Genomic DNA, 21,551 nt, shown 5'->3' on the forward strand with positions numbered 1-21,551 from the left:
GTCGACGGCGCGGCGTCAGCGGAAGACCGAGGGCGGGGGCGCCGGGGAGGCCACCGCGGAGGCGTCCGCGACCGGGGCCGCCCCGCCGGCGAAGTCCGCGAGGGCCCGGCCGTGCTCGACCCGGCCCGGGTGCGGGTCGCTCGCCACCCGCCGGGTGAACTCGGCGAGCGGCAGTTCCCGGTCGGCGGCCACCAGCACCGCATTGCCGAATCGTTTCCCCCGCCAGACGACCGGATCCGCGGCCATCGCCAGCTGCCCGAACCGGGACGCGGCGGTGGCGATCTGCCCGCGCAGATGGGCGAGCGGCGGCCCGTCCGCCAGGTTGGCCACGTACCAACCGGTGGGCGAGAGCGCCCGGCGTACGTCGTCCAGGAACTCGGCGCTGGTCAGGTGCGCCGGGGTGCGGGCGCCGCTGAACACGTCCGCGATCACCAGGTCCGCCCAGCCGTCCGGCACCTTGGCCAGCCCGGCCCGCGCGTCGACCGCCCGGACCCGGACCCGGGCCTGCGGGTCCAGCGGGAGGTGCTCCCGTACGAAGGCGACCAGGCCCGCGTCGATCTCGACGATCTGCTGGCCGGAGCGGGGGCGGGTGGCGGCGGTGTACCGGGCCAGGGTGAAAGCGCCGCCGCCCAGGTGGACCACGTTGAGCGGCTGCCGGGCCGGGGCGGCCAGGTCGATGAGGTGCCCGATCCGCCGCTGGTAGGAGAAGTCGAGGTAGGTGGGGTCGTCGAGGTCGACGTGGGACTGCGGGGCCCCGTCGATCAGCAGGGTCCAGGCGTTGGTCCTCTCGCGGTCCGGGGCCAGCTCGGCGACACCGCCGTCCACCTGCCCGCCGACCGCCTCGGAGGCCTCTCGTCCGCTTCGCCGCCTGTTTTTCGCCACGCCCCCATTATGGCTGGTCAGGGGCTGGTCACAGGGTGGCCGGCGGCACCTGCCCGGTCAGCGGCAGTTGTCGGCGGCCTCGATCAGCCGGGCCGCCTCGCCGAGGGCGGCCCGCAGCACCACCGGGTCGGTCACCGGGTCGCTCACCTCCGGAGGCAGCAGCCAGCCGGTGCCTGCACTGCCGACCCCGGGGCCTGGGCCGGGGCCGACGCCGGGGCCGGGACCGACGGGGGGCTCGTCGAACCGCATCCCGCGGCCGTTGGTCTGCGTACACGCACTGCCCGGCAGGTCCCAGGCGTCGGCGGTGCCGGGCGGCACCAGGAATCCGAGGGTGTCTCCGGAGCCGTCGTGCAGGACCGGACCCACGCCGGCCGCGGAAACCGCGGCCCGGCGGATGATGTCGACGGCCTCCAGGCCCTGCCGGGCGGGCACGGTGACGAGATCCGGGGCGGCACCCGCGTCGGGTGCGGTGCCCAGTGCGCTGTTCTCCATGCCGGCCTCCAACAAGGGAACCCCTCCTCCTGTGCTCCTTGACCACTCCTCAAGGTTCAACGCACGGGAACGTCAACGGTGGCGGCAACAGGACGCCGCAAAGGATGGCAGTTCATGGCGGATCGCGGGTGAGATATCCGTTTTGTAGGCAAACGGCGCGTGCGGGACAGCCGACTGGCGGTACGTTCATGCGCGCCGGATACCCCACCAGCAACCGGCAGATACGTCTCGCCAGAGAGGCCACGTCGATGACGGCGTCCCCTACCTCACTCACGCCCAACACCTCCTTCCGGCGGCTGCGCGGAGCGCACTCCCCGGCCGAGTTCGCGGCCACGGTGCGCCGGGCGGCCCGGGAGATCGGCGAAACGGTTTGCTGCGACGCGCGCTACATCGGCCGGGTCGAATCGGGCGAGATCCGCTGCCCCAACTACGCCTACGAGCGCGTCTTCCTGCACATGTTCCCCGGGCGCACCCTGACCGACCTCGGCTTCTCCCCGCGCGAAGCCGTACGCGGCCGGGACCGCAACCGGCTTCCCGCCCCCACCACCCCCTCCGAGGAGAGCGACGTGCTGCGTCGCGCGTTCATGGCCGGCGGCTCGGCCACGGTGGCCGCCGCCACCATCGGCTTCAGCCTGCTCGGCGACCAGCGCCGGATGCCCGCCCGGGCCGGCGAGTCCGAGGCCGCCGCCGTCGAGGAAGCCGTACGGCAGATCCGGCTGCTGGACGACCGGCACGGCGCGGACACCCTGTACCGGCGGGCCGCCGAACCGCTCCGCACGGCCTACGCCCTGCTGGACGCGGGGGCGACGCGCCAGTCCACCGAGGACCGGCTGCACGCGGGCGCGGGGGAACTGGCCATCTCGGTGGGCTGGCTGGCGCACGACTCGGGCCGCTTCGAGGACGCCCGCTCTCACTACAACGAAGCCCTGGCCACGGCCCGGGTCGCGGGGGACTCGGCCCTCGAGGCGCACGCCTTCAGCAACATGGCCTTCCTGGCCCGGGACTGCGGGCGGCCGCGCGAGGCGGTCCGGGCCGCCCAGGCCGGCCTGCGGGCGGCCCGCGCGCTCGGGTCGGCGCGCCTGCTGTCCCTGCTCGCCCTCCGGGAGGCAGGCGGCTGGGCGGGCCTGGCGGACCGCCGGGCCTGTGAGGATGCGCTGGCCCGGGCCCACACCTCCTTCTCCCGCGGCGCCTGTGCGGCCGACCCGGAGTGGATGTCCTTCTTCGGCGAGGCGGAGCTGGAATCCCTGGAGGCCCGCTGCTGGTCGGCCCTGGGCGAGTACGGCCGGGCCGCCCGGCACGCCCGCCGCGCAGCTGACCTCCAAGACCCGCACTTCGCCCGGAACGTGGCCCTCTACACCGCCGAACTGGCCCAGGACCTGGCCCGGGCGGGCGCGCCGGACGAGGCCGCGTGGGCCGGCCAGCGGGTCCTGGACCACCTCACCGAGGTCCGCTCGACCCGCATCCAGTCCATGCTGACGACCACGGCCCACACGCTGGTGCCCCACCAGCGCTCCCCCCGCGTGCACGCCTTCCTGACCCGCCACGCGAACGCCTGACGCCCGGGGCGGCGCGACGCCCGGACGGCGCGACGCCCGGACGGCGCGACGCCCGGACGGTGCGGCATCCGGTCCGCGCGACATCCGGTCCGCGCGATCGCCTGACGCCCGGGCCGCGCCGACGGCCGGCCGGTCGTCTCAGTCCAGGTGCCCGGTGTCGTTCCAGCGTTCCAGCGCCGGGGCCCCGTACGCCCAGCCCAGGATCGAGAGGGAGGCCGGGTCGAGGCGGATGCGGGCGCCGAAGGAGACGTCCAGGCCGAGCCAGCGGGCGGCCAGGCTGCGCAGGATGTGGCCGTGGGCGAAGACCAGGACGTCGCGTTCCGCCGACCGGGCCCAGGCGACCACTTCGTCGGCGCGGGCGGAGACGTCGGCGGTCGTTTCGCCGCCCCGGGCCCCGTCCCGCCAGAGAAGCCAGCCGGGGCGGACGGCGTGGATCTCGGCCGGGGTCATGCCCTCGTAGTCGCCGTAGTCCCACTCCATCAGCGCGTCCCACGGTTCGGCCTGCAGGCCGAAGCCCGCCAGGTCGCAGGTCTCGCTGGCGCGGACCAGGGGACTGGTGCGGACCTCCAGGCCGGGCAGACCCGACCACGGCTCACGGGCCAGGCGTTCGCCGAGCAGTTGGGCACCGCGCTTCCCCTCTTCCAGCAACGGGATGTCCGTGCGGCCCGTGTGCTTGCCGGACAGCGACCAGGCGGTCTGTCCGTGACGGGCCAGCAGGATACGGGGCGCCATGTCTGTTTCTCCCAGGTTCGTGCCTGTTGGGTCGTACGACCATCATCCATCACATGAACGAGAGGCAACCCAACCGCGCATACGTTCGTCTTACGCCGTATGACTGAACGGCACCGGCCCACCCGTTGGTGGGCCGAACTGCTGCTGCTGGGGCTCGTCTACGGGGCGTATTCCGGCGGCAGACTCCTCGCCCGCGGCGACGTGCAGCTCGCCGTCGACCACGGACTGGCGATCCTGCGGTACGAACACATGCTCGGCATGGACTTCGAACGGCCCCTCAACCGGCTGTTCACCGACCAAGCCTGGGTCGGCGTACCCGCTGACTTCGTCTACGCCTCCCTGCACTACCTGGTCACCCCGGTCGTGCTGGTCTGGATGTACCGGCGGCGCCCCGCGCACTACCGGGCCGCCCGTACCTGGCTGGTGGCGTCCACCCTGCTCGGACTGGTCGGGTTCACCTTCCTGCCCACCTGCCCGCCGCGGCTGCTCGACGCCGGGCACGGGTTCACCGACACCATGGCGCAGTTCAGCTCCTACGGCTGGTGGGGTGCGGAGGCCAGCGCGCCGCGCGGAATGGGGTCCTTCACCAACCAGTACGCCGCCATGCCGAGCCTGCACGTCGGCTGGGCGCTGTGGTGCGGGGTGCTGCTCTACCTGTACGGCCGACGGCCCCTCGTCAAGGCCTTCGGGATCGCGTATCCGCTGCTCACCACCGTGGTGGTGATGGGGACGGCCAATCACTACTTCTTCGACGCGGTGGCCGGCGCCGCCGTGATGGGGGCGGGGTTCCTGCTCGCCCGACGGCTCGTTTTCCGCCGCGGGACCCGCATTGTCAGTGGCGGATGGGACACTTCCGCGGGTGAGCTCCTACCCGCCCAGCGGCCCTCCGCAGACGACGACTCTCCGGCAGCGGCTCGCTGACCTGCGCGGCCCCGCCGTGCCGCCCCGCCCGCTCGACGCCCGCGCGCTGGCGGCCCTCGCCGCCAACCCCGGCTGTGGCAGACGCGCCCTGCTGGACGGCGCCGGGGTGGACAAGACGGCGCTGGCCTCGGCGCTCGGCACGCCGGCCGCGTTCGGGCAGTCGCAGTTCGCGATCGTCCGCGGGAACTCCTTCGAGGCCAAGGTCAAGGGCGACGGTGGAACCGAGCTGCTGCGGCTGGTGTACGAGCGGCTCGGCGCCGGCAGCGAGCCGCCGGGCGGCACGGCCCGCGTCCCCGACCTCACGGCGGCCGGGCCCGACGGCCGGGCCGGCCGGACCGCGCTCGCGCTGCGCGAGGCGACCGCGGCCGCCCGGGCGGAGGGGGCCTGGACCTTCCTGGACCATCCGATGCTGGTCCTGGAGGTGGCCGGGACCCCCGCCTACCTCGAGCCGGACGCGATCGTGGTGCACCCCGACGGGCGCTGGACGGTCGTCGAGATCAAGTCCTTCCCGATGATCGACGGGTCGGCGGATGCGGCGAAGGTCGGGGCCGCCGCCCGCCAGGCGGCGGTCTACGTGCTCGCGCTGGAGAAGACCGCGGCCCGGCTGGAGGGCGCCGCGGTCGGCCATCTGGCGCTGCTGGTCTGCCCGAAGGACTTCTCCAACCTGCCCACCGCGGCCGTCCTCGACGTCCGCAAGCAGCGTGCGGTCACCCGGCGCCAGCTGGACCGGCTCACCCGGGTCGAGGAGCTGGCCGCCGGCCTGCCCGAGGGGCTGAGCTTCGATCCGGCCCGGTCTGCCGAGGAACTGGCCGAGGCGGTCGCCGCCGTCTCCGCCTCCTACGCGCCCGACTGCCTGGCCGCCTGCGAGCTGGCCTTCCACTGCCGTCAGCGGGCCCGGGAGGCCGACGCCGTGACGGTGCTGGGCCGCTCCGTGCGGGGCGAGCTCGGCATGCTGGCCACGGTCGGCGCGGCCCTCGCGGCGGCCGACGGCATCCGTGGGCCGGCCGCCGGAGAGGCCGCCGACCCCACCGCCGAGGCGCTGCACCGGGCCGCCCGGCTGCGCGCCGAGGCCCTGGAGACCGCCGCCGCGCACCCGTACCAGCGACCGGAGGCTCCCGAATGCCCCTGCTGAGCACCCTCGCCCGGCTGGAGGCGGTGCGGGCCGGGCGGGCCCAGCCGCTCGCCACCGTCCGGCACCGGCATCTGGGCGACGACCCGATGGTCTTCGTGCCGCTGACCACGGCCGGTGAGGCCGGGGCGCCGCTCGGCGCGATGATCGGGACGGACCCGCAGCACCCCCGGATCCTGGTGATACCGCAGCCGCGCGACCGGGACCTGCGCTGGGAGTTCCTGGGCGATCTGGCCGCGTACCTGATGCCGTACATCGAGGGCTACGCGGACGTGGTGGAGCCGGCCGAGCGGACCGAGACCGACCCGGAGTCCGGGAAGCGGGTCAAGGTCGAGACGGAGCTGTGCGCGGACGCCCCGCAGCTGATCGTGCCGAGCCGGGCGGGCATCGAGTACGTACGGCTGCTGGGCCGGTCGATGCGGTTCCGGCGGACCGCGGAGGAGGATCCGGAGGCGCCGTATCCGGTCCCGTCCCAGGTCCCGCTGCTGGGCCGCTGGTTCAGCCATCTCGCCGAGCGGTCCCGGGTGCCGGGCTCCTCGATGCTGCTGTCGGCGACGGACCTGCTGTCCCGGCACTGGGCCACCGGCCAGAGCAGCCTGGAGGACCAGCACCTGGCCGCCCTGCTGGCCTGGATCGACCCGCCGGAGGGCCTTTCGGGGGCCGAGGCGGCCCTGCGGGCGGAGCTGGCCCGGGACGCGGAGGGGCAGCTGCTGGTGCCGCCGGCCGGGCCGGCCACCGACCCGGCCTTCGACAACCGGCTGCTGGCTCCGGCCATGGCGCGGTTCGACGCGGCGCGGGCCAACGGGGAGCCGCGGGACGCGGACGGGCCGCGGTTCGCCGAACGGGCCCTCCGGCGGCTGGTGGTGGACCAGATGCAGAACACCTGGTGGTCGGTGTGGCAGGCCCTCGACCTGCTGCGGGACCTGCCACCGGGCGAGCGCACCGAGGAGCGCTGGACCCGGGACCGCTGGTCCTTCACCGGCCACCGGGACCGGGTGCGGGCCGGCGAACCCCCGCAGCCGCGCCGCGACGACGCGGTGACGGCGGCCCAGAAGCTGGCCGCCCGGGAGACCGAACAGGCCCGGCTGGACGCGCAGGAGGCCTTGGACGACCCGCTGGTCATGGCGGGCCGGCGGCTGGCGGGCGAGGCCTTCGCCGGCGAGGTCACCGAGGTGGTGATGGCGTGGACGGAGTCGAAGCGGCCGAGCCCGCGCCCGCTGGTGGCGGTGGCGACGGAGGACCGCCCGCAACTTCCGGAGGGCGGCGGCGGAAAGGTGTACCGGTCGCTGGACGGGCGGCCGCAGGCGGCCGAGTTCGTGCGCTGGGAGGAGGGCGGCCTGCTGGTGCTCCGCATCCTGGACAAGATGGGCCGGGGCCGGGAGCCCGAGCCGGGTTCGGTGCCGGAGAAGGGCGACCGGGTGTGCTGGACGCTGTTCGAGCACGATGCGCGCGGCGGCCCGAAGCTCCCCGACCCGGAGCAGACCCCGTGGACCCACGGGGGCCCGCCCGGATCCGCGACCGCCCCGCTGCCCGATGCCGTGACCGACGAGGACGTCCTGTGAGCGCGACCGTGTCCGATCCCGCGGCGGCGGCCGCCCGGGCCACCGAGGCGATCCTGCACGACACCCTGCACAGTCCCCGGCGGGGCGTGGTCGTCGACTCCCCGCCGGGTGCCGGGAAGTCGACCCTGGTGGTCCGGGCGGCCCGGGAGCTGGCCGGGGCCGGCCGCCGGCTGATGATCGTCGCGCAGACCAATGCGCAGGTGGACGATCTGGTGCTGCGGCTGGCGGAGAAGGATCCGGAGCTGCGGGTCGGCCGGCTGCACAGCAGCGACGGCGACGCCTACGATCCGGCGCTGCTGGAGCTTCCCTCGGTGACGCTCTCGGCCAAGCCGGGCGATCTGGCGGAGCTTCCGGTGACCATCTCCACGGCGGCGAAGTGGGCGTACGTCCAGGGGGTGGAGCCCTGGGAACACGCGATCGTGGACGAGGCGTACCAGATGCGCTCGGACGCCCTGCTGGCGGTGGCCGGGCTGTTCGAGCGGGCGCTGTTCGTGGGCGACCCGGGGCAGCTGGACCCGTTCAGCGTGGTCGGGGCCGAGCAGTGGGCGGGGCTGTCGTACGACCCTTCGGCGTCGGCGGTGTCCACGCTGCTGGCGCACAACCCGGAGCTGCCGCAGCACCGGCTGCCGGTGTCGTGGCGGCTGCCGGCCTCCGCGGCTCCGCTGGTCTCCCGCGCGTTCTACCCGTACACGCCGTTCCGCAGCGGTACGGATCACGGTGACCGGCGGCTGTCCTACGGGGTGGCCGCGGACGGCTCGGGGCCGGACCGGGTCCTGGACGAGGCCGCCGAATCGGGGTGGGGTCTGCTGGAGCTGCCCGCCCGGCACACCCCGCGCACGGACCCGGAGGCGGTCCGGGCGGTGGCCCTGGTGGTCCGGCGGGCCCTGGACCGGGGTGCGGTCACCACGGACGAGCGGTCCGACTCCCCGCAGCCCCTCTCCGCGGACCGGATCGCGGTGGGCACGGCGCACCGCGACCAGGCGGCGGCGGTCCGCTCGGCCTTGGCCGAACTGGGCGTTTCCGGCGTCACGGTGGACACCGCGAACCGCCTCCAGGGCCGCGAGTACGACCTGACGGTGGTCCTGCACCCGTTGTCCGGCCGCCCGGACGCGACGGCCTTCCACTTGGAGACGGGCCGGTTGTGCGTGCTGGCGTCCCGGCACCGCCACGCCTGCGTGGTGGTGGCCCGGGCGGGCATCGCGGACCTGCTGGACGACCATCCGTCGACGGAACCGGTCCAGCTGGGCGTGACGGTGAAGTTCCCGGACGGGTGGGAGGCGAACCACGCCGTGCTCCAGCAGCTCGCCGAGCACCGGATCGGCTGGCGCCCCTGAGGGGTGGTCAGGGGCGGTCCGAGCGGCGGGGGGCCTGGTCGGGGAGGGCGGACATGATGGTTTCGCCCATCTCGGCGAGGGCTTCCAGCTGGTCGGGTGTGAGGATGTCGATCAGGTGGCGGCGGACCGATGCGACATGCCGGGGCGCGGCCTCGACGATCACGGCCAGGCCGGCCTCGGTGAGGACGACCTCCGCGCCGCGGCCGTCCTCGGCCACCTCCTCGCGGCGGACCAGGCCGCGCTGCTCCATGCGGGTGAGCTGGTGGGACAGCCTGCTGCGGGACCACAGCATGCGTTCGGCGAGGCCGCTGATCCGGCCGCGCCGGCCGGGGCTCTCGCTGAGCCTGGACAGGACGTCGTAGTCGGCTTCCGAGAGGCCGCTGTCCTGTCCCATGTCGCGCGCGATCTGCGCGTTGACCAGGGGGAACATCCGCCGCCAGGCGAGCCATGCGCGGCGTTCGGAATCGGTGAGCCAGCGCGGTCCGGGCTCGGGGGCGTCGGGCGCGTGGGGGGCGTCGGCCGTCATGGATCCACTCTAGAACCAGGTAGATGATATGTCACCTAGGTGGTTGACATGTCATCCACCTCCCGGTTTTATTGGTGACACGTCAACTACCCGGCTCGTCCGAGAGGCCACCGCCATGCCGCGCCTGCACATCGTCTCCACCAGCACCCGCCCCGTCTCCCTCGGCCGCCCGCTCGCCTCCTGGGTCGCCGGCATCGCCGAGCAGCACGGCGGTTTCGAGGTCACCCCGGTCGACCTCGCCGAGATCAACCTGCCCTTCCTCGACGAGCCCGAGCAGCCCGCCGCCCGCAGCTACGTCCACCCGCACACGCACGCGTGGAGCGCCCTGGTGGAGTCCGCGGACGCCCTCCTCTTCGTACTGCCGATGTACAACGGCAGCTTCACCGCCCCGCTGAAGAACGCCATCGACTTCCTCTACCACGAGTGGAAGGGCAAGGCGGTGGCCCTGGTCAGCTACAGCGCCGGCCCCACCGGCGGCGCCCCGGCCGCCGCCGCCATCCGGCCCGTGTTCGAGCGGCTGGGCACCCGACTCGCCGAACAGGACGTCGCCGTGCCCGGCATCACGCGCCTGGTCGGCCCCGAGGGCACCTTCACCGCCCCCGAAGGCCTCGCCGACGAGCTGACCACCACCCTCGACCAGCTGGCCAAGCTGCTCACCGAGGAGCCCGTCACCGCGTGACGAGCGCCCCGCACGGGTGGTCGTACGCGACCGCCCGGGGCGGTCTTGCGCGGCGTTGGACAATGGAGGGTGCCCGGGTACCGACAACGAGCGCAGGAGGACACGCATGGCAGAGCCCGAGCGGACCGAGCGGAGGCTGCGGCCCGCGCCGCTGCTCTTCGAGCCCTCGGAGGCTGCCGCGGACCCGGAGCACTTCTTCGACCTCGAGTCCATCGAAGACCCCCGCGAGCTGCTGGCCCGCGCCACCGAGCTGACCCTGGCCTTCCGGGCGGCCCAGGACCGCGCGATCGAGTTCCAGGCGGTGGCGGCGGCCCAGCTGGCCGACCCACGGCGGTTCGACCGGCTGTCGCCGGCGGCGATCGCGGAGCGGGCGGAGTGGACCGAGGACTACGCCCGGAAGATGATCGAGTTCGGCGAGGGCCTGCTGCGCGGCACCGCCGAGGCGTAGTGCCGGCCGCACCCCGGGCCGGGCGCAGCGGCGACCTGGCATATGCGCGGCGCAAGATACCCGAGACCTCGCCGCCCTGTCCCGGTTTTCGGTAACTCGCCGAAACCGGCCGGGCACGGCGGGTAGACCTGGGGTCATGACGACGCTCACGACGGAATCCCGCTGTCCCGGCCTCGACACCGCGCACTCCGCACTCCCGGCGCACGCCGCCTCCGCCACCCGGGTCACCCCGCAGGGAGCGGCCTGGCTCGTCTCCGCCTCGGCCCACCCGCGGAGCACCCTGGCGGTCTGGCAGGGGCGGCCGACCGCGCCCGCGGTGCTGCCCTGCGGGACCGTGTTCGACATCGTCAACGTGCCCGCGGTGTTCGGCCGGCGGGTGCTGGACCTGCTGTGGGGCGAGGGCCCGGGCTCCGGGCCGGTCGCCGTCCACCGCGGCCGGATGCTGCTGTTCGCCGCCCCCGGGACCGCCCAGCGGCTGCCCTCCCTGCTGGACTGGGAGGAGTGGGGGGACGCGGTGCCCGCGCCGCTCTGCCACGGGCGGGGGGACGCCGTCACCGTTCCGGCCCTCACCCCGACGCCCGGCCCGTCCCGCTGGCTGGTGGCGCCCGACACCCGGCTGCCCTGGCTGCCGGGGCCCGAGGCGCTGCTGTGGGCCTGCGTCCGGGCCGCCCGTACCGCCGCAGCGGCCGACCTGCGGGTATCGATTTTTCCATCGGCGGATCCGGGTGCTAATGTCTACGACGTCAGCAGGCGCCGCTAGCTCAGTTGGTTAGAGCAGCTGACTCTTAATCAGCGGGTCCGGGGTTCGAGTCCCTGGCGGCGCACAGACGGAAGAAGGCCTCCACTCCTTGCGAGCGGGGGCCTTCTTCGTGTGCGCCCGGACATCGGTTGCGCTCGGGTGCGCTCAGGCGGTGATCTTCACCGTGTACGCGCCGGACTGGGTGCGGTCCGCCACCTCGATGGTGACCCGCTCCCCCGGCACCGTGAACGTCTCGCCGACCTCCAGCGGAGCGTCCGCCAGCGGCGGGTACACGGACCGGTCCCAGCAGGCCTCCGTCTCCGGATGGGCGTCCAGCACCTCGATCGGGCCGCCGCCCGAGGCCGCCTCGTTGCGGACCCGGTAGACCAGGATCCCCTCCGTGCAGGTGTCCCCGTCGTTGCCGGCCGAGCCCCGCGCCTCCACGGCGATGGCACTGCCCGGTCCGGTGCGGACCACCGCCAGCCGGGTCCCGCCGGTACTCCCGCGCGGCACCGGCTCCGCGAGCGGCTGCAGGGTGTGCAGGGAGGAGCCGCTCTGGACGCAGTCCACCTGGTCGGAGGTCAGCCAGCCCAGCTTCCACTTGTGCCAGGCGAACAGGTCGGGGGCCATGCCGAACTGGCTGCCCATGACGTCCCAGTCCCCGACGTAGGTGTCCCAGTCGCCCTTTCCGTCGGTCGGCCGGTGGTAGAGGTCCGGAAGGTCGAAGACGTGCCCGGTCTCGTGCGCGAGCACGTTCCGGTCCGGCGGGTGCTGCTCGAAGACGGTGACGATCCGCCGGAGCTCGGCTCCGTCCGCCCGGATCGGCCGCTCGAAGTTGACGACCTTGGTGGCGTCGGAGTCCACCCCGGGGGCATCGGGGTCGGCCACGAAGTACACGATGTCGTACGCCGCGAAGTCCACCGAGCCGTCGGCGGTGGCGACCGCGTCCCGCAGGTAGGCGGCCCGGTCGTCGGGGTCCCAGTCGCGCTGTATCCCGTACGCGCGGGACGGCTTGGGCATCCGGGCCCACTCCTTCTGCGGGTGCGGGACCAGCTGGAACCTGCCGTACGAGGCCCGCTCGAAGAAGTCGCTGGTGGCCGGGAAGTAGTCGCCGGTCAGCTCCTCGGGCGTGGTCTTCGGCCGGGCGTCCGGGAAGGACAGGAACACGATGACCGCGTTGAGCCGGCGCTCCGGCTTGGGGTAGGCGCGGTTCCAGGTGTCCAGGCCCAGGGAGTGGTGCGCCGAGGTGCGGCGGAGCGCACAGGGGGCTGCGCCGGTTTCGGCGGCCGCGGGTCCCGCGACGAGAGACATGGCGGCGAGCGCCGTCAGGGAGGTGAGTGTCGCCGCCGCACTGCGCATACGACGGTCCACTCCCCCGGGTGTCTGCTGTCGCGGCACATCGACCTCCGGTGGGGGGATTCGATCCTTCCTGTCCACCTTGCGGGGATTGTCTTACTTATGTCCTGTTCCGGTGCCCCACATGAGTGAGCGGCCTTCGCGGAGCACCTCGCACAGGCCCGAACGGGAGATTACGAAGCGTCACGACCGATCACGGGAGCGTCCGCTGCGTTCACAGCCGCGCAGAAACGATCGAGCGGTGCACGGCGAAGACGCCGTCAGCACGCCGTCAGCACGCCGAACCGGCCCGTCCGGGACGGCGACGCCGCTGGATAGGGCCTCCCGGCTGCCTCTATGATCGGCACACTTTCCTGCGCGGACATCACGAGCACTGCGGGAGCGAACGGTGAGCGGAACCTCAGAGGGAACCGGTTCGGCGGCCGACAGCATCCGACCGACGACTACAGAGCGTGAACTGCGCGACTACCGGGCCGCCTTCAACGCGGCCCATCTGGCGATGGCCGTCGTCGACCGGGACGGCTTCGTCGTGGCCGCCAACGATGCGTTGGGCGGGCTGCTCGGCACCGAGCCGCACGCCCTGATCGAACAGGCCGCGGCCGACCTGGTGGACCTGGCCGCCGAGGCCCGGACCTGGCAGGCCTACCGGGAGGTGCTGCGCGGCCGGCAGGCCAGGCTGCGCTGCACCCGCCGGCTCAAACATCCGGACGGGCACTCCTTGTGGACCGAGGTCACGCTCGGCCCGGTGCCCGGCACCCGCGACGTCCTGCTGTCGGTCGCCGACATCAGCGACCGGCGCGATCTCCAGGCCCGGCTCCGGCATCTGCAGATGCACGATCCGGTCACCCGGCTGCCCAACCGGGCGCTGTTCTTCGAGCGGCTGTCGGCGGCCCTGGAGGCCTCCTCGTACGAGCACGGCGGCACCGGCCGGATCGGGCTCTGCTACCTGGACCTCGACGGGTTCAAGGCGGTCAACGACACGCTGGGGCACCGGGTCGGCGACCGGCTGCTGACGGCGGTGGCGGCCCGGCTCAGCCAGTGCGCGGACCAGTCCGGGTACGGGCGTACGGGCGGGCACCTGGTGGCGCGGCTCGGCGGCGACGAGTTCGCGGTGCTGGTGGAGGACTCCACGGGCACCGAGGAGCTGGCCGATCTGGCCCGGTCCGTACTGGCCGCCGTGCAGGAGCCGTTCGACCTGGCCGGGCAGCGGCTGTCGGTGTCGGCGTCCATCGGGGTGGTCGAACGGGCCACCGCGGGCACCTCGGCGACCGGGCTGATGCAGGCCGCGGATACGACGCTGTACTGGGCGAAGGCGGACGGGAAGGCCCGCTGGACCCTGTTCGATCCGGAGCGCAACGCGCACCGGATGACACGGCAGGCGCTCTCCTCGACGCTCCGCCCGGCGGTGGAGCGGGACGAGTTCGAGCTGGAGTACCAGCCGCTGGTGGACCTGGAGAGCGGGGCCGTGCGCGGGGTGGAGGCGCTGGTGCGCTGGAACCACCCGCAGTTCGGCCTGCTGACGCCGAATCGGTTCATCGGAATTGCGGAAGAGGACGGCTCCATCGTCCAGCTGGGCCAGTGGGTGCTGCGGACGGCCTGCCGGCAGGCCCGGCGCTGGCAGATCGAGCACCCCAGCGACAGGCCGGTGTTCGTGTCCGTCAACGTGGCGGTGCGGCAGGTGTGGGACTCCGACCTGGTCGGGGACGTGGCCGAGATCCTCGCCGAGACGGGGCTGGCCCCGCAGCTGCTCCAGCTGGAGCTGACCGAGTCGGCGGTGATGGGCTCGGCGGGGCGCCCGCTGCAGGCCCTGCAGGCGCTGAGCGACATGGGTGTCCGGATCGCCATCGACGACTTCGGCACCGGCTACTCGAACCTCGCCTATCTGAGCCGGCTGCCGGTGTCGGTGCTGAAGCTGGACGGCTCCTTCGTGCGCGGGTTCCGCTACGAGGAGGGCACGCACCCCAATCCGGCGGACGAGACGATCGTCGAGGCGCTGGTGCAGCTCGCGCACCGGCTGGGCCTGACGGTGACGGCCGAGTGCGTGGAGACGGCCGGCCAGGCCGCCCGGCTGCGCCGGGTGGGCTGCGACACCGGCCAGGGCTGGCTGTACTCCCGTGCGGTGTCCCCGGACCGCATCGCCGAAATGATCGGCGACCGCCGCCCGTCCCCCGCTGCGGATCCGAAGAACGGCTGACCGGGCCCGGACACACCGCCACCCCCTGCCCGGTTCGGGCAGGGGGTGGCGGGTCGCTCGGCGCGAGGTGGGGGGATCAGCAGGCGCCGAGGTCCTTCCAGACACCCCACTCACCGGTCGTGCCCGGCGTCTCGTTCTGGGTCCACCACTGGGCCTTCCACTTGCGGCCGTTGTGGGAGACCTCGCTGCCGCCGGTGTAGACGGTGCCCGCGACGTAGGCCGGGACGGAGCCGCAGCCGGTGGTCGGCGGCGTCGTCGGCGGGGTGGTCGGCGGGGTGGTCGGGGGCGTCGTCGGGGGTGTCGTCGGCGGGGTGGTGGGAGGCTGGGTGGCTCCGCCGAGGGCGTCGTTGATCTGGTTCAGCAGCGTGGTGTTGTCGTCCAGACCGAGGAGCGAGTACATCATCGCGCCGGCCAGACCGCGCTGCTTGCCGTAGTCCACGCGGGCCTGGATGGACTTCTGGTTCAGGCCGGTGAAGAACTCGCCGTCCTTGTAGAAGTACGAGGCCTTGGCGGTGTCGTCCCAGTAGCTGGTCGCCGGGTTGTCGACGATCCCGCCGAGCTCCTTGTAGTGGGCGATGCCGGCCTGCTGGCTGACCGGGCGGGTGTTGGACGCGCCGGTCGCGGTCTGGGCGAGGCCGTTGGTGCTGCCCGCCGGGACGCCCTTCCAGCCGCGGTAGTAGAACTCGTAGCCGAGGGTCAGCTTGTTGGCCGGGAAGCCGCCGGCGATGCCGTAGGCCGGGTTGCCGTCGATCCAGGAGTCGATGGCGTTGTCGATGCCGTACTTCTCGGTGCCGGGGGCGATCGGGTCGGTCGGGTCGGCCGCGGAGGGCAGGAGCGGCGACTGGTGGTACGTCGGCCCGTCGCCGTCCCAGGCGCCGTGCATGTCGTACGTCATGATGTTCGCGTAGTCGAGGTACGCGCCGATCTTGTCCGTCTCGATGTACTTGATCTTGTCCTGGCCGGCCGGCAGGGCCGCGGTCAGCAGGTACTTCTTGCCGCCGTTGGCCGCGCCCTCGGCGTCGAGCTGCTTGCGGAACTCCTGGAGCAGCAGGGTGAAGTTCTGCTTGTCCTCGGGGCCGTAGTGGTTGCCCAGGTGGCCGCCGGAGGAGCCCGGGTACTCCCAGTCGATGTCGATGCCGTCGAAGATGCCGGCCGCGGTGCCGGGGCCGCCGAAGCCGCCCTCCACCGGGAGGTCGCCCTTGATGTACTGCTTGATGCAGGAGGCGACGAACTTCTTGCGGGAGGCGTCGGTCTTGGCCGCGTCGTGGAAGTACTTCGAGTACGTCCAGCCGCCCAGCGAGATGTTGATCTTCAGGTGGGGGTACTTCTCCTTCAGTTCCTTGAACTGGTTGAAGACGCCCACGATCGGCTGGTCCCACTTGTCGGCGACACCGTCCACGCTGTCGGCCGCGCTGAAGGACTTCTGGTAGTCGGCGTAGCTGTCGCCCGCGCCGTCGCCGGCGTTGGGGTTGTTGTCGTCGCCGGCCGCCTTGTTGGCCTCGAAACAGGTGAGTTCGGTGGGGTGGATGTTCCCGAACGAGTAGTTGATGACGTCCAGCTTGCTCGCTATGCCCCGGGTGTCGAGGTGCTTGGGATAGAAGGCGTTCCCGTACACGCTCCACTGGTCGTAGTAGGCGATGCGCACGCCGCCCGCGGCAGCGGTGGCGGAGGCGTCCGCGGCCTGGGCGGTGCCGAGGCCCGCCCAGGTGGCCAGCGCTCCGGCGGCGAGCGCGGCCGTGGCGGCGGCCGCGATGAGGGGTTTACGGATGTGCATGAACAGCCTCCGGAGGTGGGAGGGGAGGATGTGACAGCCCGGGTGGGAGAAGTGATAGCGATCTCCGCATGACCGCGTCAATGGTTTGAGCCAAAGAAGGACTAGACCAGTCGCGCGGCAACGTCCCAGGTCGGGGCGGTGAGAGCACATCGGAAACCGCCCGCCACCCTCGGTGACGAGCGGTTTAAGACTCCCTTGAGGAAGCCCGGCGCAAGGTTTCGGCAAGGAACCAGCCGAACCCCGTTCATACGCCGTCAGCCAGTCGGAACCTCGCCCTCCGGCATCCCGTACGCATCTGCGACGAGGGCGTACGAGCGCAACCGGGCGTCTCCGCCGTGCACATTGGCCGTCAGCATCAGCTCGTCCGCGCCGGTGCGCGCCGCCAGCGCGTCCAGCCCGGCGCGCACCTCGTCCGGGGAGCCGTGGACCACGTTGGCGAGCCAGCCGTCCACGAACTCCCGCTCCAGGGGGGAGAAGGAGTAGCCGGCCGCCTCCTCGGGGGTGGGGATCAGTCCGGGCCGGCCGGTGCGCAGCCGCAGCATCGACAGGGCTCCGGTCAGCACCTGGGCGCGGGCCCGGGCCGGGTCCTCGGCGGCGAGCGCGGACACGCCGATCACGGTGTAGGGGGCGTCGAGCACCGCGGAGGGCCGGAAGCTGTCCCGGTACAGCTGGAGGGCGGGCAGGGTGCCGGCCGCCGAGAAGTGGTGGGCGTACGCGAAGGGCAGGCCCAGCTCGCCGGCCAGCCGGGCGCTGAACCCGGAGGAGCCGAGCAGCCAGAGGGGCGGCCGCGCGGCCGGCCCCTGGACCGGGCCGGGTACGGCGTGCACCGAGGCGTACGGATGCCCGTCGGGGAAGTCGTCGTCGAGGAACCGGGTCAGCTCGGCGAGCTGCCGGGGGAACTCGGCGGCGTCGGCATCGGGGCGGTCGGTGCCGCGCAGCGCGGCCGCGGTCCGGCCGTCCGTACCCGGCGCGCGGCCGAGCCCGAGGTCGATCCGCCCCGGCGCGAGCGCCTCCAGGGTGCCGAACTGCTCGGCGATGGCGAGCGGGGCGTGGTTGGGCAGCATCACCCCGCCGGAGCCGAGCCGGATGCGCCGGGTGTGGGCGGCGAGGTGGGCGAGGATGACGGCCGGGGAGGAGCTGGCGACTCCGGGCATGGAGTGGTGCTCGGCGACCCAGTGGCGCTGGTACCCGCGGGACTCGGCGAGCCGGGCCAGCTCGACGCTGGTCCGCAGGGAGGCGTGCGCCGTGCTGCCGCTGCCGACGGTCACCAGATCCAGCACCGAAAGGGGTACCGGCGCGCTGCCGTGGGCGGTCCCGCGGATCGCGCCCCGCACGTCACTCATCGTCGCTCCTGCCTCTTGGCCTACCGTCCGGTACGGCGTACGAAGGGTTCGAACAGGAGGTGGTCGCCGGGCATTCCCGGCACACCGGGACAGGGCGCGTGACCTTGGCATATGCCAGGGGAGTAGATCCCGGCCAGGGGGCATGATTGAGCCATCAATCTCCTCAACAGACGCTCCGGATGGGCCTCTTGATGGCTATCGTGGTAGGGCAAGCGGTAACAACCTGCTAGGGGGAAACCGTGGCGCTGAAGCCCGAGCCGACCGCGCCGTTCCACTCGGTGCAGTACGCCCTGCGCGTACTGGAGACGATCGGACGGCATCCCGGTGGCGTGACCGATACGCAGATCGCCCGCGAGACGGGTCTGCCGGCCGCCCACCTCGCTCCCATGCTTCTCATGCTGCGCCGCGAGGGGTACGTCCTGCAGGTGTCGGACGGCGCCTACGCGATAGGCGACTCGCTGGTGCTCCTCGGCTCCGGCATCGACCGCCAGCAGGCCCTCCAGAACAAGCTCCAGGAAACCCTGGACCGGCTGCGCGACTCCGTCGGCGCGGCCGTCTACATCAGCCGGTACGTGGACGGCGAGGTCCGGATCACCCAGTTCGCGGACAGCCCCCGCACCCCCAAGGTGCACGAGTGGGTCGACTTCCGCTCGGCGGCGCATGCGAGCGCCGTGGGCAAATGCCTGCTCACCCAGCTCGACGTGAACGGCCGGCGCGACCACCTCTCCCGGCACAAGATCGCCCGGCTCACCTCGAAGACCATCACCAGCGAGCGGGTGCTGTTCTCGAAGCTGGACAGCCAGCCGGCCACCGTGCCCGTGCTGGACCTCCAGGAGTACGCGGTGGGCACGGTCTGCGCGGCCGTACCGATCACCGCGGGTGCCTCCGTGGGCTGCCTGGCCCTGTCGATGCCGGTGGAGCACGCGCACCGGCTGCGGGCCGCGGCGGACGCGCTGAACCGGAAGGCCGCGCCGCTGCTGCTGTCGCTGACCCTGTGACCCCCCGACCCCTACCTGTGGCCTCTGACCTGCGACTCCGGCCTCTGACCGGGGTGGTCCGAAGCACCTCTCGGGACCAGGTAGTATTTTCTCTGTCAGCAGGCGCCGCTAGCTCAGTTGGTTAGAGCAGCTGACTCTTAATCAGCGGGTCCGGGGTTCGAGTCCCTGGCGGCGCACCTGATCTTCGGGCGGTTTCCGGTTCACCGGGAACCGCCCGAAGTGTTTTCCGCGGGGCCGCGGCACCGGATTTCAGGCACGCAGGTAGGCGAGGACGGCCAGCACCCGCCGGTGCGTCTCCTCGGCGGGCGGCAGGTCCAGCTTCGCCAGGATGTTCCCGATGTGCTTGCCGACGGCGGCCTCGGAGACCACCAGCTCCCGGGCGATCGCCCCGTTCGACTTCCCCTCCGCGACCAGCCCCAGCACCTCCCGCTCCCTCGGGGTCAGCGCGGCGAGCGGATCGCGGCGCCGGCGCAGCAGCTGCCGCACTACCTCCGGGTCGACGACCGTGCCGCCGCCGGCGACCGTGACCACCGCGTCCCGGAACTGCTCCACCTGTCCCACCCGGTCCTTGAGCAGATAGCCGACCCCGCTGCCGTCACCCGAGTCCAGCAGGTCCGCGGCGTAGGAGCGCTGCACGTACTGGCTGAGGACCAGGACCGGCAGACGGGGGCGGGCGGCCCGCAGTTCCACGGCGGCCCGCAGGCCCTCGTCGGAAAGGCCGGGCGGCATCCGGACATCGGTCACCACGATGTCCGGGGTGTGCTCGGCGACCGCGGCGCGCAGCGCGTCCGCGTCGCCCACGGCGGCGGCGACCCGGTGGCCGAACCGCTCCAGCAGCCCGACCAGGCCCTCGCGCAGCAGCACGCCGTCCTCGGCGAGCACGACGTTCAGGGACCGCTGCTGCTGCTCACTGCCGTGCACGGAATCTCCAGGCTCAGGACGGTGGGCCCGCCGCGCGGGCTGGTGATCGTCAGTGTGCCATCGAGCACCGCGAGCCGGTCCGCCAGTCCGGTCAGCCCGGAGCCGGCCGCCGGGTCGGCGCCGCCGCGCCCGTCGTCCCGTACGTCGATCAGCAGGACGGAGCCGTCGTGCCGGGCGGCAAGGGAGGCCCGGGAGGCGCCGCTGTGCCGGTCTGTGTTGGCGAGCGCCTCCGAGCAGGCGAAATAGGCGGCGGCCTCGACCGCCGCGGGCAGCCGCGGCAGCCCTTCGGCGATGTCCGTCTCCACCGGTACGGCGGACCGCTCGGCCACGTCGGAGAGGGCGCCGGGCAGCCCGTAGTCGGAGAGCACCTGCGGGTGGATGCCGTGGATCAGCTCGCGGAGCTCGGTGAGGACCCGGCCGGCCTCGTCGTGCGCCCGGGCGAGCTGGTCGGCGAGCGGGCCGGGCGGGGCGTCGAGCCTGGCCAGCCCGAGGGACATGGTCAGCGCCACGAGCCGCTGCTGGGCCCCGTCGTGCAGGTCCCGCTCGATGCGGCGCCGCTCGGCCTCGAACGCCTCGACCAGCCGGGCCCGGGAGCGGGTGACCTCGGTGAGCCGGTCCCGGAGCTCGCCCTCGCGCGGGGCGAGCAGCGCACGGGTGAGGGCGGCGCGGGCGGCGGCGAGGGCACCGAGCGGATAGAGCAGGGCGGGCAGCAGGACCAGCCCGGCGGCGGCGAGGGCGAAGGCCGCCGGGTAGGAGGTGATCAGCCACAGCTTGACGATCCGGGCCTCCTCGCCGCCGGAGAGGGCCAGCTGGAGCGGGGCGCCGATCATGCCGAGCGGCGGCCACAGGAGCACGGCGACCGCGGCCAGGTCCAGCCACCACAGGACGAAGCCGTGCAGCACGGCGTAGGCGAGCTCCCGCCAGGTGGCCTGCTCCCGGAACCGGAGCCGGCCCCAGGCGAGCAGCCCGGGCTCGGCGGGGGTCCGGTGCGGGCCGGGCGCGGGCGCCGGGTCGACCAGCCGGAGCCGGCGCCGCTCGACGGCGGCGGTGGGCACGCCGACGAGACAGAGCAGGGCGAGCAGCGGCAGCCCGACGAGCACCACGCTGAGCACGGCGCCGGCACCGGCGAGCAGGACGATGCCGAGCAGCACGGGGATGCCGGTGAGGGCGGAGCCGGCGAGGTAGGCGGCGGCGCGCCAGGGGGTGCTGCTGCGCAGGTAGGTGGGGGTGGTGAGGGGGTGCCAGGGGGTGGGGGCGGCGTCCATGGGCCGAGCGTATGCGCGGCGCCGCGCCCCCACGATGCCCCCACCGGACCAACCCATACCGGCGCCAGCCCCACCCCGGGCCCCCTCCGGGCCTCACCGCCCGCGCCTCGTCCCCTCCAGCCCCCGCTGCACGGGCGTCGCCCCTGCCCGCCCCTTGCAGCTGGGTTCCGCGAGCGACTCCAGCCCCGCCGGACCTCGCTGCCCGAGCCTCGTCCCCTCCAGCCCTGCCGGACCGCCTCCGGCCCCGCCGGGCAACTCCAGCCTCGCCGGCGTTTGAGGCGCGGGGGTCCGGGGGCCGGCCCCCGGCAACGGCGCCGCACCGGACCGGGCACCTCCCCCGCCAGGCGCTCACGGCTGGGTTTGCCGCAGGCAACTCCAGCCCGCCGGGCAACTCCAGCCCCGCCGGCGATTGAGGCGCGGGGGCCCGGGGGCCGGCCCCCGGCAACGGCGCCGCACCCGAACCCGCCAGCCGCTGCGCGGAGCCTTTCCCCACCCGCCCCTTCCCGAACCGGGGCTCCACCCTGGACCCCGGTCCTCAAACGCCGGACGGGCTGGATGCCCGCCGGCTTTCCGGCTGGGTGCCCGGAGGGCACATCCAGCCCCGCCGGCGTTTGAGGCGCGGGGGTCCGGGGGCCGGCCCCCGGCAACGGCGCCGCACCGGACCGTCAACCAGGCGATGGCGGACCACGACGGCCTGCAC

19 protein-coding genes and 2 tRNA genes are annotated in these 21,551 nt (G+C 73.5%); 12 read left to right on the forward strand and 9 right to left on the reverse strand.

All coding sequences use genetic code 11. The annotated features are described in order from the left end of the window. Nucleotides 1-15: 15 nt before the first annotated feature. Together AB0447_RS26000 and AB0447_RS26005 are read right to left on the reverse strand one after the other, a co-directional pair. Entirely contained in the window at nt 16-882 is an 867-nt protein-coding gene (locus AB0447_RS26000) for a fused MFS/spermidine synthase (protein ID WP_366479180.1), read from the reverse strand. A 57-nt stretch (nt 883-939) separates the two neighbouring features. Beyond that, entirely contained in the window at nt 940-1,374 is a 435-nt protein-coding gene (locus AB0447_RS26005) for a hypothetical protein (RefSeq protein WP_366479181.1), read from the reverse strand. Nucleotides 1,375-1,622: 248 nt separating this feature from the next. Here AB0447_RS26005 and AB0447_RS26010 point away from each other — a divergent pair, with 248 nt between their 5' ends. Further along, entirely contained in the window at nt 1,623-2,930 is a 1,308-nt protein-coding gene (locus tag AB0447_RS26010) for a tetratricopeptide repeat protein (RefSeq protein ID WP_366479182.1), read from the forward strand. A gap of 138 nt (nt 2,931-3,068) precedes the next feature. Here the strand turns inward: AB0447_RS26010 and AB0447_RS26015 are convergent, their stop codons facing one another. Next, entirely contained in the window at nt 3,069-3,662 is a 594-nt protein-coding gene (locus tag AB0447_RS26015) for a histidine phosphatase family protein (protein ID WP_366479183.1), read from the reverse strand. A gap of 99 nt (nt 3,663-3,761) precedes the next feature. Between AB0447_RS26015 and AB0447_RS26020 the strand changes: the two genes are divergently transcribed. Genes AB0447_RS26020 through AB0447_RS26035 form a run of 4 tightly spaced genes read left to right on the forward strand, consistent with a single transcriptional unit; the run spans nt 3,762 to nt 8,608 of the window. Beyond that, nucleotides 3,762-4,583, forward strand: coding sequence for a phosphatase PAP2 family protein (locus tag AB0447_RS26020; protein WP_366479184.1), 822 nt, complete (start codon nt 3,762-3,764; stop codon nt 4,581-4,583). After that, nucleotides 4,522-5,715 (forward strand): hypothetical protein, encoded by a 1,194-nt coding sequence (locus tag AB0447_RS26025; RefSeq protein ID WP_366479185.1) that lies wholly within the window; start codon nt 4,522-4,524, stop codon nt 5,713-5,715. Before AB0447_RS26020 ends, AB0447_RS26025 begins: the two co-directional genes overlap by 62 nt. Next, nucleotides 5,703-7,274 (forward strand): hypothetical protein, encoded by a 1,572-nt coding sequence (locus tag AB0447_RS26030; protein ID WP_366479186.1) that lies wholly within the window; start codon nt 5,703-5,705, stop codon nt 7,272-7,274. The genes AB0447_RS26025 and AB0447_RS26030 overlap by 13 nt, the downstream gene beginning before the upstream one ends. After that, on the forward strand, nt 7,271-8,608 hold the full coding sequence (locus AB0447_RS26035; protein WP_366479187.1) for an AAA domain-containing protein: 1,338 nt from the start codon (nt 7,271-7,273) through the stop codon (nt 8,606-8,608). The genes AB0447_RS26030 and AB0447_RS26035 overlap by 4 nt, the downstream gene beginning before the upstream one ends. Before the next feature lie 7 nt (nt 8,609-8,615). On the opposite strand, the gene AB0447_RS26040 is transcribed toward AB0447_RS26035, so the two are convergent. Further along, the gene (locus AB0447_RS26040) at nt 8,616-9,134 is read right to left on the reverse strand and encodes a MarR family winged helix-turn-helix transcriptional regulator (protein ID WP_366479188.1); all 519 of its coding nucleotides are present in this window, start codon (nt 9,132-9,134) and stop codon (nt 8,616-8,618) included. Nucleotides 9,135-9,249: 115 nt separating this feature from the next. Between AB0447_RS26040 and AB0447_RS26045 the strand changes: the two genes are divergently transcribed. From AB0447_RS26045 to AB0447_RS26060, 4 genes are all read left to right on the forward strand, one after another. Continuing rightward, nucleotides 9,250-9,813: an NAD(P)H-dependent oxidoreductase gene (locus tag AB0447_RS26045; protein ID WP_366479189.1), complete on the forward strand. Its 564-nt coding sequence runs from the start codon at nt 9,250-9,252 to the stop codon at nt 9,811-9,813. Between the two features lie 106 nt (nt 9,814-9,919). Then, complete coding sequence (locus AB0447_RS26050) at nt 9,920-10,261, forward strand: hypothetical protein (protein WP_366479190.1); 342 nt, start codon at nt 9,920-9,922, stop codon at nt 10,259-10,261. 136 nt (nt 10,262-10,397) lie between these two features. Next, nucleotides 10,398-11,021 carry a bifunctional DNA primase/polymerase gene (locus AB0447_RS26055; RefSeq protein ID WP_366479191.1) on the forward strand — a complete coding sequence of 208 codons (624 nt, stop codon included), beginning with the start codon at nt 10,398-10,400 and terminating at the stop codon, nt 11,019-11,021. Then, nucleotides 11,012-11,085 (forward strand) — tRNA-Lys (locus tag AB0447_RS26060). Before AB0447_RS26055 ends, AB0447_RS26060 begins: the two co-directional genes overlap by 10 nt. Nucleotides 11,086-11,165: 80 nt before the next feature. Here AB0447_RS26060 and AB0447_RS26065 read toward each other — a convergent pair. Next, nucleotides 11,166-12,398, reverse strand: a complete 1,233-nt coding sequence (locus AB0447_RS26065; protein WP_366479192.1) for a M6 family metalloprotease domain-containing protein — start codon at nt 12,396-12,398, stop codon at nt 11,166-11,168. Between the two features lie 346 nt (nt 12,399-12,744). On the opposite strand from AB0447_RS26065, the gene AB0447_RS26070 reads away from it, so the two are divergent. Then, nucleotides 12,745-14,550 carry an EAL domain-containing protein gene (locus tag AB0447_RS26070; protein WP_366479193.1) on the forward strand — a complete coding sequence of 602 codons (1,806 nt, stop codon included), beginning with the start codon at nt 12,745-12,747 and terminating at the stop codon, nt 14,548-14,550. 76 nt (nt 14,551-14,626) lie between these two features. On the opposite strand, the gene AB0447_RS26075 is transcribed toward AB0447_RS26070, so the two are convergent. Next, nucleotides 14,627-16,324, reverse strand: coding sequence for a glycosyl hydrolase family 18 protein (locus tag AB0447_RS26075; RefSeq protein ID WP_366479194.1), 1,698 nt, complete (start codon nt 16,322-16,324; stop codon nt 14,627-14,629). 254 nt (nt 16,325-16,578) lie between these two features. Continuing rightward, nucleotides 16,579-17,667 (reverse strand): LLM class flavin-dependent oxidoreductase, encoded by a 1,089-nt coding sequence (locus tag AB0447_RS26080; protein WP_366479195.1) that lies wholly within the window; start codon nt 17,665-17,667, stop codon nt 16,579-16,581. Nucleotides 17,668-17,906: 239 nt separating this feature from the next. Here AB0447_RS26080 and AB0447_RS26085 point away from each other — a divergent pair, with 239 nt between their 5' ends. Together AB0447_RS26085 and AB0447_RS26090 are read left to right on the forward strand one after the other, a co-directional pair. Further along, the gene (locus AB0447_RS26085) at nt 17,907-18,665 is read left to right on the forward strand and encodes an IclR family transcriptional regulator C-terminal domain-containing protein (RefSeq protein ID WP_366479196.1); all 759 of its coding nucleotides are present in this window, start codon (nt 17,907-17,909) and stop codon (nt 18,663-18,665) included. Nucleotides 18,666-18,767: 102 nt separating this feature from the next. Then, nucleotides 18,768-18,841 (forward strand) — tRNA-Lys (locus AB0447_RS26090). Nucleotides 18,842-18,914: 73 nt separating this feature from the next. On the opposite strand, the gene AB0447_RS26095 is transcribed toward AB0447_RS26090, so the two are convergent. Continuing rightward, on the reverse strand, nt 18,915-19,547 hold the full coding sequence (locus AB0447_RS26095) for a response regulator transcription factor (protein ID WP_366479201.1): 633 nt from the start codon (nt 19,545-19,547) through the stop codon (nt 18,915-18,917). Nucleotides 19,548-19,552: 5 nt separating this feature from the next. Next, nucleotides 19,553-20,851 carry a sensor domain-containing protein gene (locus tag AB0447_RS26100; RefSeq protein ID WP_366479197.1) on the reverse strand — a complete coding sequence of 433 codons (1,299 nt, stop codon included), beginning with the start codon at nt 20,849-20,851 and terminating at the stop codon, nt 19,553-19,555. Nucleotides 20,852-21,551: the final 700 nt, after the last annotated feature.

This window comes from Streptomyces sp. NPDC051211 (assembly GCF_040689505.1).
Taxonomy (GTDB): Bacteria; Actinomycetota; Actinomycetes; order Streptomycetales; family Streptomycetaceae; genus Streptomyces.

Excerpts from the sequence above, each read along its gene's own strand:
- AB0447_RS26005 (WP_366479181.1), bottom strand. The coding sequence starts at position 1,374 with ATGGAGAACAGCGCACTGGGCACCGCACCCGACGCGGGTGCCGCCCCG.
- AB0447_RS26010 (WP_366479182.1), top strand. The coding sequence starts at position 1,623 with ATGACGGCGTCCCCTACCTCACTCACGCCCAACACCTCCTTCCGGCGG.
- AB0447_RS26015 (WP_366479183.1), bottom strand. The coding sequence starts at position 3,662 with ATGGCGCCCCGTATCCTGCTGGCCCGTCACGGACAGACCGCCTGGTCG.
- AB0447_RS26020 (WP_366479184.1), top strand. The coding sequence starts at position 3,762 with ATGACTGAACGGCACCGGCCCACCCGTTGGTGGGCCGAACTGCTGCTG.
- AB0447_RS26030 (WP_366479186.1), top strand. The coding sequence starts at position 5,703 with ATGCCCCTGCTGAGCACCCTCGCCCGGCTGGAGGCGGTGCGGGCCGGG.
- AB0447_RS26040 (WP_366479188.1), bottom strand. The coding sequence starts at position 9,134 with ATGACGGCCGACGCCCCCCACGCGCCCGACGCCCCCGAGCCCGGACCG.
- AB0447_RS26045 (WP_366479189.1), top strand. The coding sequence starts at position 9,250 with ATGCCGCGCCTGCACATCGTCTCCACCAGCACCCGCCCCGTCTCCCTC.
- AB0447_RS26050 (WP_366479190.1), top strand. The coding sequence starts at position 9,920 with ATGGCAGAGCCCGAGCGGACCGAGCGGAGGCTGCGGCCCGCGCCGCTG.
- AB0447_RS26055 (WP_366479191.1), top strand. The coding sequence starts at position 10,398 with ATGACGACGCTCACGACGGAATCCCGCTGTCCCGGCCTCGACACCGCG.
- AB0447_RS26075 (WP_366479194.1), bottom strand. The coding sequence starts at position 16,324 with ATGCACATCCGTAAACCCCTCATCGCGGCCGCCGCCACGGCCGCGCTC.
- AB0447_RS26080 (WP_366479195.1), bottom strand. The coding sequence starts at position 17,667 with ATGAGTGACGTGCGGGGCGCGATCCGCGGGACCGCCCACGGCAGCGCG.
- AB0447_RS26100 (WP_366479197.1), bottom strand. The coding sequence starts at position 20,851 with ATGGACGCCGCCCCCACCCCCTGGCACCCCCTCACCACCCCCACCTAC.